We start from the raw sequence: 14,893 nt of genomic DNA, 5'->3' as shown, positions 1-14,893 counted from the left end.
GGATCCTATGGGCGAAGGGAGCCCAAATGAACAGCGTTCTCGTGGCGTCCAACCGCGGGCCGGTCTCCTTCACCGTCGACGACGACGGTGAGCTGACCATGAAACGCGGTGGCGGCGGCCTCGTCTCGGGCCTGTCGGGGGTGGCCAAGGAGCACGGCGTGCTGTGGGTGTGCGCCGCGCTGTCCGACGGCGACCGCAGCGCCGTGCGCCTGGCCCCGGGGGGCCGGCTCGACCGCTGCGGCTACGACACGGGCGCCCTGCGGATGCTCGACATCCCCGCGGCCACCTTCCACCGCGCCTACAACGCCGTGGCCAACTCGACCCTGTGGTTCGTCAACCACCTGCTGTACGACATCCCCAACTCCCCCAGTTTCGGCACCAAGTTCCGGCGCGAGTGGGAGTCCTACCGCGACTACAACGGCGCGTTCGCGCTGGCGCTGGCCGAGGAGGCCGGGCACGGCGCGCGCGTGATGGTCCAGGACTACCACCTGACGCTCACCCCGGCGATGCTCCGCGCCGAGCGGCCCGACCTGCGCATCGCCCACTTCAGCCACACGCCGTGGGCCCCTCCCGAGTACTTCTCCCTGCTGCCCGACGCGGTGACCAGGGAGGTGCTCGACGGCATCCTGGGGGCCGACCACGCGGGCTTCCTCACCGCCCGGTGGGCGGCGGCGTTCATGGACTGCTGCGAGGCGCTGCTGGGCGCGCGGGTGGACCGCGCGGCCGGCACGGTCACCCACGAGGGCAGGACGACCCGCGTCGGCGTGCACAGCCTGGGCGTGGACGGCGCGGCGCTGTGGGCGCGGGCCTGCGAGCCCGACGTCGAGTCGCACATGGCCGCGCTGGCCGAGCAGGTGGCCGGACGCCGGCTGATCGTCCGCATCGACCGCACCGAGCTGTCCAAGAACATCGTGCGCGGGCTGCTGGCCTACCGGGAGTTCCTGGCCGCCCATCCGGAGTGGCACGGCAAGGTGGTCCACCTGGCCTTCGCCTACCCCAGCCGGCACGACCTGCCCGAATACCGCGAGTACACCGCGTCGGTGCAGCGCTGCGCGCGCGAGATCGAGGACGAGTACGCCACCGAGGACTGGGACCCGGTCATCCTCAACGTCAACGACGACTACCCGCGCTCGCTGGCCGCCTACCGGCTGGCCGACGTGCTGCTGGTCAACCCCATCCGCGACGGCATGAACCTGGTCGCCAAGGAGGGGCCGGTCCTGTCGCCGCGCTGCGCCCTGGTGCTCTCGCGCGAGGCGGGGGCGGCCGCCGAGCTGGGCCCGTACGCGCTGGTGGTCAACCCCTACGACGTGAGCGGCACGGCGGACGCGCTGCACGAGGCGCTGGTGATGCCCGAGGACGAACGCCGGCGGCGCCGCGACCGGCTGCACGAGGCGGCCACCGCGCTGCCGCCGCACAAGTGGCTGGAATCCCAACTCGACGCCCTGCTTTAACATGAGAAGTCGGGTTCACTGCCAATGACGGAGGCTGCCGGGTGTCGACGGTCTCAGTGCCCATCAGACTCGTCCGGGACCGTCCGACCTGGCTCATCTACTTCCTGCTCGGCACGTTCGCCACGTTTGTGTACGGCCTGAGCGCCGCCCTCCCGCTGCTGCGCGCCGACCAGCGCACCACGGCCACCGTCGCCGGGCTGCACGGCACCGCGATGGCGGTCGGGACGATCGGCGCCGGGCTCGCGCTGCCCCTGCTCACCAGGCTGCTCGGCCGGCGCTCGACGTGCTGGCTCGGCCTGGCCGGGATGAACGCCGGCGTGCTGCTGGTCATGGCCGGCTCCGCGCTGCCCCTGACGCTGCTCGGCTACGGCGTGGCCGGCGGCTTCGGCTCGGTCATGCTCTACGCGGCGATGGCCGAGCTCAGCGACCACCACGGGGCCGCGGGGCCGGCCGCGCTCAGCGAGGCCAACGCCGTGGGCGTGCTGGTGGGGATGGTGGCCACGTTCGTGCTCAGCCAGGTGGCGCAGAGCGCGCTCGGCTGGCGGGCCGCCCTGCTGGTCACCCCGGCCGTCAGCGCCCTGCTGGCGCTGTCGCTGGGCCGCTCCTGGCCCGCGCCCCGGCGGGCCGGCGGAGGGCGGGCCGGCGCGGTCGCCGGGGAGGTCGTCCCGGCGCGGGAGGGCGGCGGGTGGCGCTTCCATCTGGCCGGGGGCGTGCTGTTCTGCTGCGTGGCGCTGGAGTTCACGTTCAACCTGTGGGCCGCCGACCTGTTCGCCCTCAGGACGGGCGTGCCTGCGGCCGTCGCGGCGACCGGGCTGACGGCGTTCGTCTGCGGCATGGCGGCGGGCAGGTTCGCGGGCGCGCAGCTCGCGCTGCGGCTGCCGGCCACGCCGCTGCTGGCCGGCGCTCTGGGGCTGATGGCCTTCGGCTGGGTGCTGTTCTGGGCGAGCACCGCGCCGATCCTGTCGTACGCGGGGCTGGCGCTGAGCGGGCTGGGCGCGTCGCTGCAGTTCCCGCTCGCGCTGAGCACGTTGATCGCCGCCTCCGGCGACCGGGCGGACCGGGCGGCGGCCGCCTCGCCCGTGTGGGCGGGCGCCGCCATGGCGATCGGCCCGCTGCTGCTCGGCGCGCTGGCCGACGGCTACGGCACCGGGAACGCGTTCCTGCTGGTGCCCGTGGTCATCGGCCTGGCGGTCGCCGGGGTGCTCATCTCCAGTCGGCGTACTTGAGCGTGTCGGCCAGGCCGGGGGTGTCCCACTGGTCGACGACGAGGATCCCGCTCTTCGGCAGGTACCACTCGCGCTGCGTGAAGCGGGCCTTGACGCCGCCGCCCGAGTAGCTGACGCACGTGGCCTGCCAGGCGTTGTAGGCGGCCTTGTGCCCGGCCCCCATCTGCCGGTAGCCCCTGGTGACCTTGGGGCCGACGACCTCGCCCCACTTGCGGTTGATCGGGCAGGGCTGCACGTCGCTGGCCGGATAGTACGGGTCCTTGCCCGTGTAGGGCCCGAACCCCTCGGCGCCCCGCTTGATCGCGGCGGGACCGAGGACGTAGAACGCGTCGCACTCCGGCGAGCCCCAGCCCTGCGGCTTGGCGCACCGCCCGGTGACCACCTGGACGACGTCGCCGCCCCTGCGGTGGACCACCCACTCGATCGGGATGTAGAGCGTCAGGCCGCCGCGCAGCCTGAGCTGCTGGGCGGGGGCGGCGGAGGCGGCGCCGGGGACGGCGAGCACGGCAGCCAGGGTGGCGAGAGCCGCGGCCGAGGCGGCGGCGAGAGATCGTCGTGACATGCGCACCAACGTAGGACCCGCCACTTGCAGCCCAATCACGAACGGCTGAAAGCCGCGAGCCGGCCCAGACGGCGCAAGGCCGCGAGCCGGCTCACGAACGGCTGGACCCTAGGGACGGGTGAAGGCCGTCGTCAGCTCCCGCAGCAGCGCCACCACGCCGTCGGGCCCGTCGACCACGATGTCGGCCCGCTCGGCCAGCGCGGTCACCTCGGCCGAGCCGCTGCACACGGTCACGCCGGGCAGCCCCGAGGCGCGTACGGCGTCGAAGGCGGCCAGGTCGCCGAGGTCGTCGCCGACGAACATGACGGACCTGGCGTCCCGCTCGGCCAGGAACAGCCCGAGCGCGTGGCCCTTGTCCATGCCGGGCGGGCGCAGCTCCAGGACCATGCGTCCCGGCTCGATCACCAGGCCGTGTCTCCCGGCCAGCTCGGCCAGCGGCTCGCGCAGCGCGGCGAGCGCGCCCTCGGGGTCGGGGGCGCGCCTGGTGTGCACGGCCACCGCCCTGCCCTTGTCCTCGATCACCACGCCGTGCAGGCCGAGCGCGTCGAGCAGCAGGGGCAGCTCGGCCCGCACGCGCGGCACGCCGGGCGGCGGCGGCGGCGCCGAGACGCGTCCGTGCTCCCACCGTTCGAAGCCGTAGTGGCCGAGCACCACGAGGCCGGGCACGTCGGCCAGGCCGGGCCCGAGTTCGAGCGCGGTGGCCGCCGGCCTGCCGGTCACGATGGCCACGGCGCCGACGTGCGCGCCCAGGTCGGCGAGCACGGCGGGGGCCTCGGGGTGGATCTTGGCGGAGGCGGGATCGGGCACGATCGGCGACAGGGTTCCGTCGAAGTCGAGCCCGATCACGGCGCCGGACGGATCTTTAAGGATCGCTTCCATACCAGGGATGTTCCTCACGCGGCTGCCGTACCCAGCCGGTCAGGGGCGCATGCCGAGCCGTCTCGCCGCACGGTCGCGCTGACGGGTTGAGCGCAACCTTCGCAACCGTTTGACCAGCATCGGGTCCTGCTCCAGCGCCTCCGGTCTGTCGATCAACTCGCCGAGCAACTGGTAGTAGCGCGTGGCCGAGAACCCGAAGGTCTCCTTGATGGCCTGCTCCTTGGCGCCCGCGTGCCGCCACCATTGGCGTTCGAAGGCGAGGAGTTCGAGATCGCGGTCGTTGAGGGATGTCCGGGACGGTTCCTGGGCAGCACTGTCACCGCTGAGCGGTGCTCCCATGATGTCCTCCTCGGGAAGGGGCGTGCGACGATCACATCGCACGCTTCGCGGCCCGTGGCCAATCGTAATGTGCGATCTGCGGCTGTTCACGGCGGATTGCCGGACGTACAGTCACGAAATGTGACCCCAGTCATCACGCTCCTCACGGACTACGGGCTCGAAGACGGCTATGTGGCCGCCTGCCACGGAGTGATCGCCGGGATCGCGCCCGAGGCGCGGGTGATCGACGTGTGCCACCTCGTCCCGTCCGGCGACGTACGGCGGGGCGCGGCGATCCTCGCCCAGACCATCCCCTACCTGCCTGAGGGCGTCCACATCGGCGCGGTCGATCCCGGCGTGGGCGGCGCGCGGCGGTCGGTGGCGGTCGAGGCGGGCGGCCGGGTGTTCGTCGGCCCCGACAACGGGCTGCTGTCCTGGGCGGTGCACGCCAGCGGCGGCGCGCGGGCCGCGTACGCGCTCAGCAACGAGGAGCTCTTCCTGCGGCCGGTGTCGCCGACCTTCCACGGCCGGGACGTCTTCGCGCCGGTCGCCGGGCGGCTGGCCGGCGGCCTGGACCCGGCCGAGCTGGGCCCCCGGGTGCCGGTCGAGCGGCTGGTCACGCTGCCCGCGCCGACCTCGCTGCTGCGGGAGGGCTCGGTCGAGGGCGAGGTCGTCTCGGTCGACCGCTACGGCAACACGCAGCTGTCGATCGCGGCCGGCGACCTGCAGGCGCTGGGCGTCCAGGTGGGCGACACGCTGGGGGTGTGGCTCGGGCGGCGGCAGCTCGCGATGCCCTTCCGGGCGACGTTCGCGGCGGTGCCGCCGGGCGAGCTGGTGGCGTTCACGGACTCGGCGGGGCTGATCGCCATCGCGGTCAACTACGGCGACGCGGCGCAGCGGCTGGGGCTCCCACCTGGGGCGCATGTCCGACTTTCGCCGACACCCTAGGGCGAATAGCCGCATAACGTCAATTACTCCGCGTATCGGCCTGTTTACCGAAGCGTCGGAACGAATCATCGTCGGCGTGCCAGAATGCACGGCAGATCGGGCGTCCCTCCCCTCCCGTTCGAGGTTGACGTGTACCAACTGTCCGTCGTGCTGCTCTCCATCCTGTCCGTGTTCTGGCCGCAGGCCGACGCGCCCGTGCCGGAGCGCTGGCACGCCTGGCCGGTGACGCGGATCTTCCCCCTGGTCGTGCCGGGCCTCAGCCCGTCGGGGGCCAGGGTGACGTACGTGCTGGCGGGCGTGGCTCCCGAGGCGCCGTGCCGGGTGGCGTTCCAGCCCGCCGCGGTGCGGCCCGGCTGCCTGACCGCCCTGCGGGCCACGTACGCCGACAGCACCCAGACGTACGTGGCCACCGTCGGCATCGCCGTGCTCGGCGGGCCGGGCCCCGGGACGTACCGCGGGGCGCGCCCGGCCACCGTGCGGCCCGTCGCCTTCCCCGGCGGGCCTGCCGAGCGGTTCGGCCGGCGGCAGTACGTCACCGGGGCGGTGGCCGGGACGGGTGACCCCTACCTGGTGGCGACGGCCGCGGGGTACGCCGACGGGCGGGCGTACCGGCCGGGCGACCGCGCCGCGCCGCGGCTGCGCGCGGTCGCGCGGCAACTCGCCGAGGCGTTGTACCGGGCGCTGACCCGATGAGGGTGCTCGCGTCCCTGCTGCCGGCTCTGATCCTGGCGGCCGGGGTCGCGGGCGTGGCGTCCAGCGCCACCGACGACGTGCGGACGGCGGCCTCCCCGAGCGTCCCCGGCGGTGTGGGGGCGGCCGCGCGGGCCCGGCAGTGGCAGCTCGGAGCGCTGCGCGCGCCCAAGGCCTGGAGGGAGAGCCGGGGCGCGGGCGTGCTGGTGGCCGTGCTGGACACCGGCGTGAACGGCCGCCACCCCGACCTGCGGGGGGCCGTCACCCAGGGCCCCGACCTGACCGGCGCGCCCCCGCGGCTCTGGGGGCACCACGGCACCGCCATGGCCGGCCTGATCGCCGGCCGCGGGCACGGCCGGGGGCGCGCGGAGGGCGTGGTCGGCGTGGCCCCCGCGGCGCGGGTGTTGTCGATCAGGGTCACACTGGAGAACACCGACCCGCTGCGCGCCGAGCAGCGCGCCGGCCGCCGCGACGCCCTGGCCGCCGGCATCAGGTACGCGGTCGACCACGGCGCGGACGTGATCAGCATGTCCCTCGGCGGCGGCAGCGGCGCGTGGGAGGGCTCGGCGGCCGAGGAGGAGGCCGTGCAGTACGCGCTCGCCCGCGGCGCGGTCCTGGTGGCCTCGGCGGGCAACGACGGCGACACGGCCAACAGGAAGAACTTCCCCGCCGCCTACCCGGGCGTGATCGCCGTGGGCGCGGTGGACCGGCGGCTCAGGGTGGCGCCCTTCTCCAACCGCCAGGACTACCTGTCGGTGGTCGCGCCGGGCAAGGACGTCGTCACGGCCGACGGCGGCGACGGGTACGTGGTGGGCGACGGCACCAGCTCGGCGGCGGCCATGGTCGCGGGCGTGGCGGCCCTGGTGCGGTCGGCCCGCCCGGAGCTGTCGCCGTACCAGGTGCGCACGGCCATCGAGCGCGGCACCAGGAGACGGCCCGCGGGCGGCCACAGCCCCGCCTACGGGCACGGGGTGGCCGACGCGCCGCTCGCCCTGCGGGAGGCCCGGCGGCTGGCCCACGGAAGGGTCTCACCGGCCGCCCGGCCCGGCCCGTACTTCGGGCGGGGCCCGGCCCGGCCGCCCGCCTCCAGGGCGCCGGTCGTGGCCGGGATGGTGGTGCTGGCGGCGGCCATGTCGGCACGGGTGGTCGCGACCCGGCGGCGCCGGAGGGATTCACCCTAGCAAGCGCTTGTGTAATACTCCTGGCTATGACCTTAGCGATCGACGGCTGGTTCGCCATCGACGGGGACGGCGCCACCCACCTCATCGGCACGGCCTGCCTGACCTGCGGGACCGTCGCCTTCCCGCCGCAGCCCGGCCTGTGCCGCAACCCGCGCTGCGAGGGCGAGGAGACGGCCGAGGTCCGGCTGCCGCGGCGCGGGCGCGTCTGGTCCTACACCGAGGCGTGTTACCCGCCGCCGGAGCCGTACGTGGCGGCGGAGCCGTACCGGCCGGTCACGCTGGCCGCCGTCGAGCTCGACGACGCCGGGCTGGTGGTGCTCGGCCAGGTCAGGGACCTCACGGCCGGTGACCTGGAGGTGGGCATGGAGCTGGAGCTGGTGCACGGGCCGCTGGCCGACGGGCCGCTGGTGTGGATGTGGGGGCGGACCTCGTGAGCGCGGTGGTGGTGCTCGGCGCGGGCATGCACCCGTGGGGCAAGTGGGGACGCCCCTTCGCCGAGTACGGCGTCGCCGCCGCCCGCGCCGCCCTCCGCGACGCCGGCGTGGCCTGGACCGACGTCCAGTACGTGGTGGGGGCCGACACGATCAGGAACGGCTACCCCGGCTTCGTCGCCGGCGCCACCTACGCCCAGGCGCTCGGCTGGACGGGCGCCAGGATCGCCTCCTGCTACGCGGCCTGCGCGTCGGGGGCCCAGGCCGTGGACATCGCGCGGACCAGGATCATGGCCGGGCTGTGCGACGTCGCGCTCGTGGTGGGCGCGGACTCCACCCCCAAGGGCTTCTTCAAGCCGGTCGGCGGCGACCGGCACGACGACCCCGACTGGCTGCGCTTCCGCCTGCTCGGCGCGACCAACCCCGCCTACTTCGGCCTGTACGCCCGCAGGCGCATGGCCCTGTACGGCTCCACCGCCGACGACTTCGCCGCCGTCAAGGTCAAGAACGCGCGCGCCGGCTCGCTCAACCCCATGGCCCGCTACCGCCGCCCGGTCACGGCGGAGGAGGTGCTCGCCTCGCCCATGGTGGCAGACCCGCTGCGCCTGATGGACATCTGCGCCACCTCCGACGGCGGAGCCGCGGTCGTGCTGGCCTCGCGGGCGTACGCCAGGCGGCTCGGCGCGACGGCCCCGGTGCGCCTGGCCGCCGTCTCCACGGTGACCCCGACCTTCCCCAACACGATCCTGGAGCTGCCGAACTTCGCCACCGAGTCCTGCGCCGCCGTTCCCGCGCCCGAGAGGCCCTTCAGGGCCGCGATCGCGCACGCGGCCTACGAGGAGGCCGGCCTGGGCCCCGAGGACGTCTCCTTCGCCGAGGTGTACGACCTGTCCACCGCCCTGGAGCTGGACTGGGTCGAGGACGTCGGCCTGTGCCCGCCGGGCGAGGCGGACAAGCTGCTGCGGGCGGGCGAGACCGCGCTCGGCGGCCGGGTGCCGGTCAACCCGTCGGGCGGCCTGGCCTCCTTCGGCGAGGCGATCCCGGCCCAGGCGATCGCGCAGCTGTGCGAGCTGACGTACCAGCTGCGCGGCGCGGCGGGCGGGCGGCAGGTGCCGGGCGCGCGCGTGGGCCTGGCGGTCAACCAGGGGCTGTTCGGCCACGGCTCGGCGATCGTGGCCACCACGTGACGAGGCCCTCCGGGAGCGTCTCCCGGAGGGCCTCACGATCGCTCGCGGTCAGCCCGCGTGCACCACGTCGTGCGTCTCGGCGAAGTGACAGGCGCTCTCGTGCCCGGTCCCCGTCCGGATCTGCAGCAACGGCTCCTCCTCCGCGCAGATCTCCTGCGCCTTCCAGCAGCGGGTGCGGAAACGGCAGCCCGACGGCGGGTTGGCGGGCGAGGGCGGGTCGCCCTGCAGGATGATCCGCTCGCGCTGCTCCCGGCCCTCGGGGTCGGGAACCGGCACCGCCGACAGCAGCGCCTGCGTGTACGGATGAGCGGGCTTGTCGTAGATCTCGACGTCCTTGCCGAGCTCGACGAACTTGCCCAGGTACATCACGCCCACCCGGTCGGAGATGTGGCGGACCACCGACAGGTCGTGGGCGATGAAGATGTAGGCCAGGTTGAACTCGTTCTGCAGCCGCTCCAGCAGGTTGATCACCTGGGCCTGGATCGACACGTCCAGCGCCGAGACGGGCTCGTCGCAGACGATGATCTCCGGCTGCAGCGCCAGGCCGCGGGCGATGCCGATGCGCTGCCGCTGGCCGCCGGAGAACTGGTGCGGGTAGCGGTTGATGTGGTCGGGGTTGAGCCCGACGACCTCCAGCAGCTCCTGCACCTTGCGGCGGCGGTCGCCCTTGGGCGCCACCTCCGTGTGGATCTCGTACGGCTCGCCGATGATGTCGCCGACGGTCATCCGGGGGTTCAGCGAGGTGTACGGGTCCTGCATCACCATCTGGATGTTGCGGCGCATGCGCTTGAGCTCGCCGCCCCTGGCCTTGGCGATGTCCTTGCCGTTGATCTTCACCGACCCCGAGGTCGGCCGCTCCAGCGCCATCAGCACCTTGGCCAGCGTGGACTTGCCACAGCCCGACTCGCCCACGATGCCCAGCGTCTCGCCCCTGTTGAGGTCGAACGAGACGCCGTCCACGGCCTTGATCGCGCCGATCTGCTTCTTGAGGACGATGCCCTGGGTCAGGGGGAAGTGCTTGACCAGGTCGCGAACCTCAAGGATGCGCTCACTGCCGTTCGCCATCGAGGACCTCCCTCCAGTAGTGGCAGGCGCTGCCACGCGTGCCGCTGATCTCGTAGAGCTGGGGGGCGGCGGTCACGCAGTTGTCCTGCCGGTACGGGCACCGGGGATTGAACGCGCACCCGCTCGGCAGGTCGAGCAGGTTGGGCGGCAGGCCCTTGATCGCGTACAGCTCCTGGCCCTTGAGGTCCACCCGGGGGATGGACTCCAGCAGGCCCTTCGTGTACGGGTGCGCCGGCGCCCGGTAGATGTCGTGCACCGGGGCGTTCTCCACGATCCGGCCGGCGTACATGACCGAGATCTTGTCGGCCACGTCCGCCACGACGCCCAGGTCGTGGGTGATCAGGATCATGCCCATCTGGCTCTCGCGCTGCAGCTCGGCCAGCAGTTCCATGATCTGCGCCTGGACGGTCACGTCCAGGGCGGTGGTCGGCTCGTCGGCGATCAGCACCTCGGGGTCGAGCGCGATCGACATCGCGATCATGATGCGCTGCCGCATGCCGCCCGAGAACTGGTGCGGATAGTCGTTGACGCGCTGCCGGGCGGCCGGGATGCGGACCTTGTCCATCAGCTCGACGGCCTTGTTCATGCCGTCGCGCTTGGACATGCCGCGGTGGACCCGGAACATCTCGCTGATCTGCCAGCCCACGGTGAACACCGGGTTGAGCGCCGAGAGGGCGTCCTGGAAGACCATCGCGATGCGCTGGCCGCGCACCTGGGTGCGCGCGTCCTCCGAGAGCTTGAGCAGGTCGGTGCCCTTGAAGCGGATCTCGCCCTTGGGGATGACGGCCGGCGGCATGTCCAGGATGCCCATGATCGCCTGAGCGGTCACGGACTTGCCCGAACCCGACTCGCCGAGCACCGCCAGCGTCTCACCGGGGTTGACCGTGTAGCTCACGCCGTTCACCGCGCGCACGACGCCCTGACGCGTACGGAACTCCACGTGCAGATCGTCAACCGCGAGCAGCGGTTCGTCGCCCAGCCCTCCCTCGGCGGGCAACACGTCTGTCGACGTCTTCTTCACTTGATCCCCCCTTCTACCTGAGCTTCGGATCGAGAGCGTCGCGCACGGCGTCGCCCAGCATGATGAACGCGAGCACCGTGATGCTCAGGAACAGGGCCGGGAAGAACAGCGGCAGCGACGCGTCGAGGAACCGCGGCCGGGCGTCGGCGATCATGAGGCCCCACGAGATGTCCGGCGACTGCACGCCGACCCCGAGGAACGACAGCGCCGCCTCCGCCGCGATGAAGCCGCCCAGGTTGATCGTGCTGACCACGATCACCGGCGCCAGCGAGTTCGGCAGCAGGTGCTTGAACATGATGCGCCACTGGCCCGCGCCCACCGACCGTGCGGCGACCACGAAGTCCTGGCTCTTGGCCGTGATCACCGAGGCCCGCATGATGCGGAACACCATCGGCCAGCCGAGCACCGCCAGCGCCGCGATGACCAGCAGGATGCTGTTGATGCCGCTGTCGCGGAAGGTGGCGGCGATCAGCAGGGCGCCCAGGATCGGCGGGATGGCGAAGAAGATCTCGGTGACCCGGGAGGAGACCGAGTCGATCAGACCGCTGCGGAAGCCGGCGAACAGACCGAGCAGGCCGCCCACGATCATCGTGATGATCGTGGTGGTCACGCCGATCACGATCGAGTTGCGGGCGCCGTAGATCGTCCTGGCGAACACGTCACACCCCTGGCTGTCCTTGCCGAACGGGTGCCCCACGCTGGGGAGCTGCCGGGCGGTGGACAGGTCGCAGGTCTGGGCGTTGGTCGGGTCGATCGAGGTGAACAACGACGGCCAGAACGCCATGACGAGCAGGATCGCGATCAGCACCGCGGAGATGATGAACATCGGCCGGCGGCGCAGGTCGTACCAGGCGTCGGTCCACAGGCTGGCGGGCTTCTCCTGCTTCTGCTTGCCGCGCCTGCCCTGCTTGTCGGGGGACGGTGGCGCCGGGGCCTCCGTGACCAGCGACTTCGCTTCCGGCAGCATGGGCCCGACGTTTGCTTCGTTACTCATAGCGGATCCTCGGGTCGAGCACTGCGTACAACATGTCGACGACCAGGTTGGCCAGGATGTAGATCAGCACCAGCACGGTCACGATGCCCACGACGACCGGCTGTTCTCGCAGCAGGATCGAGTTGAACAGCTGGTTGCCGATGCCCGGCAGGTTGAAGATCGTCTCCGTGATGACCGCGCCGCCCATCAGGTTCCCGAGGTCGGCGCCGAGGTAGGTGACCAGCGGGATCAGGGCGTTGCGGAGCCCGTGCCTGCCGATGACGCGGCGTTTGGCCAGACCCTTGGCGGTGGCCGTGCGGATGTAGTCCGCGCGCAGCGTCTCCACCAGGCTCGTCCGCGTCAGCCTGGTGAGATAGGCGATCGACGTGCCGGCGAGCACGAAACCGGGCAGCAGGTAGCTGCGGAACCCGGCCGAGATGCCGGCCACGGGGAAGATGTCGCTTCCCGTCCACAGCTTGAGCTTGACTCCGAGCACGAGCTGCAGCACGAAGCCCGTCACCAGCGTGGGGACGGAGATCAGCAGCAGCGTCGAGGCGAGGATGGCGGTGTCGGAGGCCCTGCCGCGGCGCAGCGCCGCCCACAGGCCGAGGCCGACGCCGATGATGGCCTCCATGACGAGCGCGGTCAGCGCGAGGTTCAGCGTGACCTGGAACTTGCCGGCCATGAGCTGCGAGACCGGGATCCTGGAGAAGGTGGTCCCGAAGTCCCCGTGGAGGAGCACGCCGCTGAGGTAGTACCAGTACTGCAGCAGCAGCGGATCATTCAGGTGGTATTGGTCGCGCAGGACCTCGGCCACCGCCGGGTCCAGGCGCTTCTCGCCCGCCAGTGCCTGGATGGGGTCGCCGGGCAGGGCGAAGACGATCGAGAAGATGAGTAGCGTGGCGCCGAGCAGGACGGGTATCGCCTGCAGCAGTCGCCTGATGACATAACGGCCCATTCAAGCCCTCCGGTACATGCGTGGAGGCAGTCACCCTCGTAGCCGCGGTTTGCCCGGCCCCAAAGTGACTGCCTCCAAGCTCAGTCCTCCGATGGGCGGACGGCAAGAGCCGCCCGCCCGGCGAATGACGTCAGGCCTTCTCGACGTCAGACCACTGAACCTGGTTGAGCAGGTTCAGCTTGACGCCCTTGACCTTGGTGGAGTGGCCGAAGTTGCTCCGGTAGAAGTACACCGGGATGTACGGCATGTCCTTGATCAGGATGTCGTCGGCCTGCTGGTAGAGCTTGAGGCCCTCGGCGGCGTCGGCGGCCTGGTCGCCCTTGGCGACGATGTCGTCGAACTCCTTGTTCTCGTAACCGCCGTAGTTCGAGCCGGTCGAGATGGCCTGGGTGCCGAAGATCGGCGTCAGGTAGTTCTCGGCCGACGGGTAGTCGATCGACCAGCCCATGCGGAACAGGCCCTTGTACTTCTTGGCGTCCAGGTCGTCCAGGATGGCCTTGAAGTTCTCGAACGGCTTCGGCGTGACCTCGATGCCCAGGTTGGCGCGGAGGTTGTTGGCGACGGCCTCGATCCACTCCTTGTGGCCGCCGTCGCCGTTGTAGCCGAGCTCCAGCTTGGCCGGGCCCTTGGCGTCGGCGTAGAGCTTCTTCGCCTCGGCCGGGTTGTACGTGCAGGCCGTGCAGGCGCCCTGACGGTAACCGGGGATGGCCGGGTTGATGAAGTCGTCGGCCGGGGCGCGGGTGCCCGCGAAGACCGTCTCGGTGATGGTCTTGCGGTCGATGGCCATGGAGATGGCCTTGCGCACGTCCGGGTTCTTGAACTCGGGGTTGTACTTCAGCGGGACGCCGATGTAACCGACAGAGGCGTCGGGCTCGTCGAAGTAACGGTCGCCGAGGACGGACTTGGCGGTCGCGATCGCCGAGGCGGGCAGCGAGTCGTCCACGTCCAGGTTCTCGGCCTGGAGGTCCTGGAAGGCGGTCTCGGCCGAGCTGTAGATCTTGAACTGCAGCTTGGTCCAGTTCTTCGGCTTCTGGCCGGGGAACTTGTCGTAGACCGTCATGTCGATGGTCTGCGCGCCGCCCTTCTTGTAGGGCTTGTCGACCTTGAACAGGCCCTGGCCGATCGGCTGCTCGCCGTAGGCCTGGGTCACCTTGCCGTCGGCGCCGAGCGCGGAGGCCGGCAGCGGGTAGAAGGCGGTGTACCCGAGCATCGTCTTGAACTGCGAGAACGGTGCGGACAGCGTCACCTCAAGGGTGCTGTCGTCGACAGCCTTGAGGCCCTTCATCTCCTTGGCCGTCGGCGTCTTGCCCTCGCCCGGGTGGACGTCGGCGAAGCCGTCGATGCGGGAGAAGAAGGCGGAGGAGCTCATGGCGTTGTCCTGGTTGGCGCCATAGTTCCAGGCCCGCGCGTAGTCAGCCGCGGTGACCGGCTTGCCGTCGTGCCAGGTGTAGCCGGACTTGAGCTTGATCGTCCAGACCTTGCTGTCCTGGGTGGTGATCGACTCAGCGGCCTCTTCAACCGGCTGCTTGTTCTCGTCGTACTTGACGAGCGGCGAGAACACCGCGGCGAGGACTTCGGAGCCCTCGGTCTCGGTGGTGTTCAGCGGGTTGAGGAGCTCCTGAGGCTCACCGATCTCCATGCGGACCGGCGTTTCGCCGCCGCCCGCGGCAGTGCCGCCGTCCGAGGCACCGCCGCCACACGCGGCAACCGCGAGGGCGAGCAGCGCGGTACCGGCGACGATCTGTGCGCCCTTAGTAACACGCATGGTGAAAAAAATCCTCCCTCTACAGGTGGGCGACAGCGCTGAGCTGCGGTGATGGTAAGCAGCCTGACGGGGGGTTCCTGGTATCCCCCGGATTTGGCTGACATGGTCAAACCAGCCGACGCCCTGCCAGTCGATCGCGACTATCCCTTACTACTTGCCACCAGCGAGTCTCTGGCGCGTTGCAGTTCGGTCACACGTGCGCCAATCCAGCGTCACAGACATTCTTCCTATAAGACTA

Annotated in this window: 15 protein-coding genes; 7 read left to right on the top strand and 8 right to left on the bottom strand. The window is 71.4% G+C overall.

What is annotated here, in order from left to right:
- The first annotated feature begins 26 nt into the window (after positions 1–26).
- Positions 27–1,451, top strand: a complete 1,425-nt coding sequence (locus AB0C33_RS42350; RefSeq protein ID WP_358298738.1) for a trehalose-6-phosphate synthase — start codon at positions 27–29, stop codon at positions 1,449–1,451.
- Between the two features lie 41 nt (positions 1,452–1,492).
- A complete protein-coding gene (locus AB0C33_RS42345) occupies positions 1,493–2,677 on the top strand; it encodes a hypothetical protein (RefSeq protein WP_358298736.1) in 1,185 nt (394 codons plus the stop codon).
- On the opposite strand, the gene AB0C33_RS42340 is transcribed toward AB0C33_RS42345, so the two are convergent.
- From AB0C33_RS42340 to AB0C33_RS42330, 3 genes are all read right to left on the bottom strand, one after another.
- Positions 2,655–3,239: a hypothetical protein gene (locus AB0C33_RS42340; protein WP_358298734.1), complete on the bottom strand. Its 585-nt coding sequence runs from the start codon at positions 3,237–3,239 to the stop codon at positions 2,655–2,657. The two genes, AB0C33_RS42345 and AB0C33_RS42340, sit on opposite strands and share 23 nt — an antisense overlap.
- Before the next feature lie 108 nt (positions 3,240–3,347).
- Positions 3,348–4,118 carry a trehalose-phosphatase gene (gene otsB, locus AB0C33_RS42335; RefSeq protein ID WP_358298733.1) on the bottom strand — a complete coding sequence of 257 codons (771 nt, stop codon included), beginning with the start codon at positions 4,116–4,118 and terminating at the stop codon, positions 3,348–3,350.
- 39 nt (positions 4,119–4,157) lie between these two features.
- A complete protein-coding gene (locus AB0C33_RS42330) occupies positions 4,158–4,457 on the bottom strand; it encodes a DUF3263 domain-containing protein (protein ID WP_352320870.1) in 300 nt (99 codons plus the stop codon).
- Between the two features lie 120 nt (positions 4,458–4,577).
- Between AB0C33_RS42330 and AB0C33_RS42325 the strand changes: the two genes are divergently transcribed.
- The 5 genes from AB0C33_RS42325 to AB0C33_RS42305 all read left to right on the top strand — a co-directional run bounded on the left by AB0C33_RS42325 (position 4,578) and on the right by AB0C33_RS42305 (position 8,873).
- Positions 4,578–5,384 (top strand): SAM-dependent chlorinase/fluorinase, encoded by an 807-nt coding sequence (locus tag AB0C33_RS42325; protein ID WP_358298731.1) that lies wholly within the window; start codon positions 4,578–4,580, stop codon positions 5,382–5,384.
- A 129-nt stretch (positions 5,385–5,513) separates the two neighbouring features.
- Positions 5,514–6,077 (top strand): hypothetical protein, encoded by a 564-nt coding sequence (locus tag AB0C33_RS42320; protein WP_358298730.1) that lies wholly within the window; start codon positions 5,514–5,516, stop codon positions 6,075–6,077.
- Positions 6,074–7,255, top strand: coding sequence for a S8 family serine peptidase (locus tag AB0C33_RS42315; RefSeq protein ID WP_358298728.1), 1,182 nt, complete (start codon positions 6,074–6,076; stop codon positions 7,253–7,255). The genes AB0C33_RS42320 and AB0C33_RS42315 overlap by 4 nt, the downstream gene beginning before the upstream one ends.
- A gap of 26 nt (positions 7,256–7,281) precedes the next feature.
- Positions 7,282–7,689 carry an OB-fold domain-containing protein gene (locus tag AB0C33_RS42310; RefSeq protein ID WP_358298726.1) on the top strand — a complete coding sequence of 136 codons (408 nt, stop codon included), beginning with the start codon at positions 7,282–7,284 and terminating at the stop codon, positions 7,687–7,689.
- Positions 7,671–8,873 carry a lipid-transfer protein gene (locus AB0C33_RS42305; protein WP_358298724.1) on the top strand — a complete coding sequence of 401 codons (1,203 nt, stop codon included), beginning with the start codon at positions 7,671–7,673 and terminating at the stop codon, positions 8,871–8,873. Before AB0C33_RS42310 ends, AB0C33_RS42305 begins: the two co-directional genes overlap by 19 nt.
- 48 nt (positions 8,874–8,921) lie before the next feature.
- Here AB0C33_RS42305 and AB0C33_RS42300 read toward each other — a convergent pair whose 3' ends face one another.
- The 5 genes from AB0C33_RS42300 to AB0C33_RS42280 form a co-directional block, all read right to left on the bottom strand.
- Positions 8,922–9,938, bottom strand: coding sequence for a dipeptide ABC transporter ATP-binding protein (locus AB0C33_RS42300; protein ID WP_352361743.1), 1,017 nt, complete (start codon positions 9,936–9,938; stop codon positions 8,922–8,924).
- Positions 9,922–10,959, bottom strand: a complete 1,038-nt coding sequence (locus AB0C33_RS42295) for an ABC transporter ATP-binding protein (protein WP_352361745.1) — start codon at positions 10,957–10,959, stop codon at positions 9,922–9,924. Before AB0C33_RS42295 ends, AB0C33_RS42300 begins: the two co-directional genes overlap by 17 nt.
- A 13-nt stretch (positions 10,960–10,972) precedes the next feature.
- A complete protein-coding gene (locus tag AB0C33_RS42290; RefSeq protein ID WP_358298721.1) occupies positions 10,973–11,953 on the bottom strand; it encodes an ABC transporter permease in 981 nt (326 codons plus the stop codon).
- Positions 11,946–12,890, bottom strand: coding sequence for an ABC transporter permease (locus AB0C33_RS42285; RefSeq protein ID WP_358298719.1), 945 nt, complete (start codon positions 12,888–12,890; stop codon positions 11,946–11,948). The genes AB0C33_RS42290 and AB0C33_RS42285 overlap by 8 nt, the downstream gene beginning before the upstream one ends.
- A gap of 130 nt (positions 12,891–13,020) precedes the next feature.
- Positions 13,021–14,655, bottom strand: a complete 1,635-nt coding sequence (locus AB0C33_RS42280) for an ABC transporter substrate-binding protein (RefSeq protein WP_358298717.1) — start codon at positions 14,653–14,655, stop codon at positions 13,021–13,023.
- Between the last annotated feature and the right edge of the window lie 238 nt (positions 14,656–14,893).

The sequence above is a fragment of the Nonomuraea sp. NPDC048881 genome, from assembly GCF_040649795.1.
Lineage (GTDB): Bacteria > Actinomycetota > Actinomycetes > Streptosporangiales > Streptosporangiaceae > Nonomuraea.
Note: the sequence above shows the minus strand (reverse complement) of the source record. Positions and strands in the feature narration are given on the sequence as shown.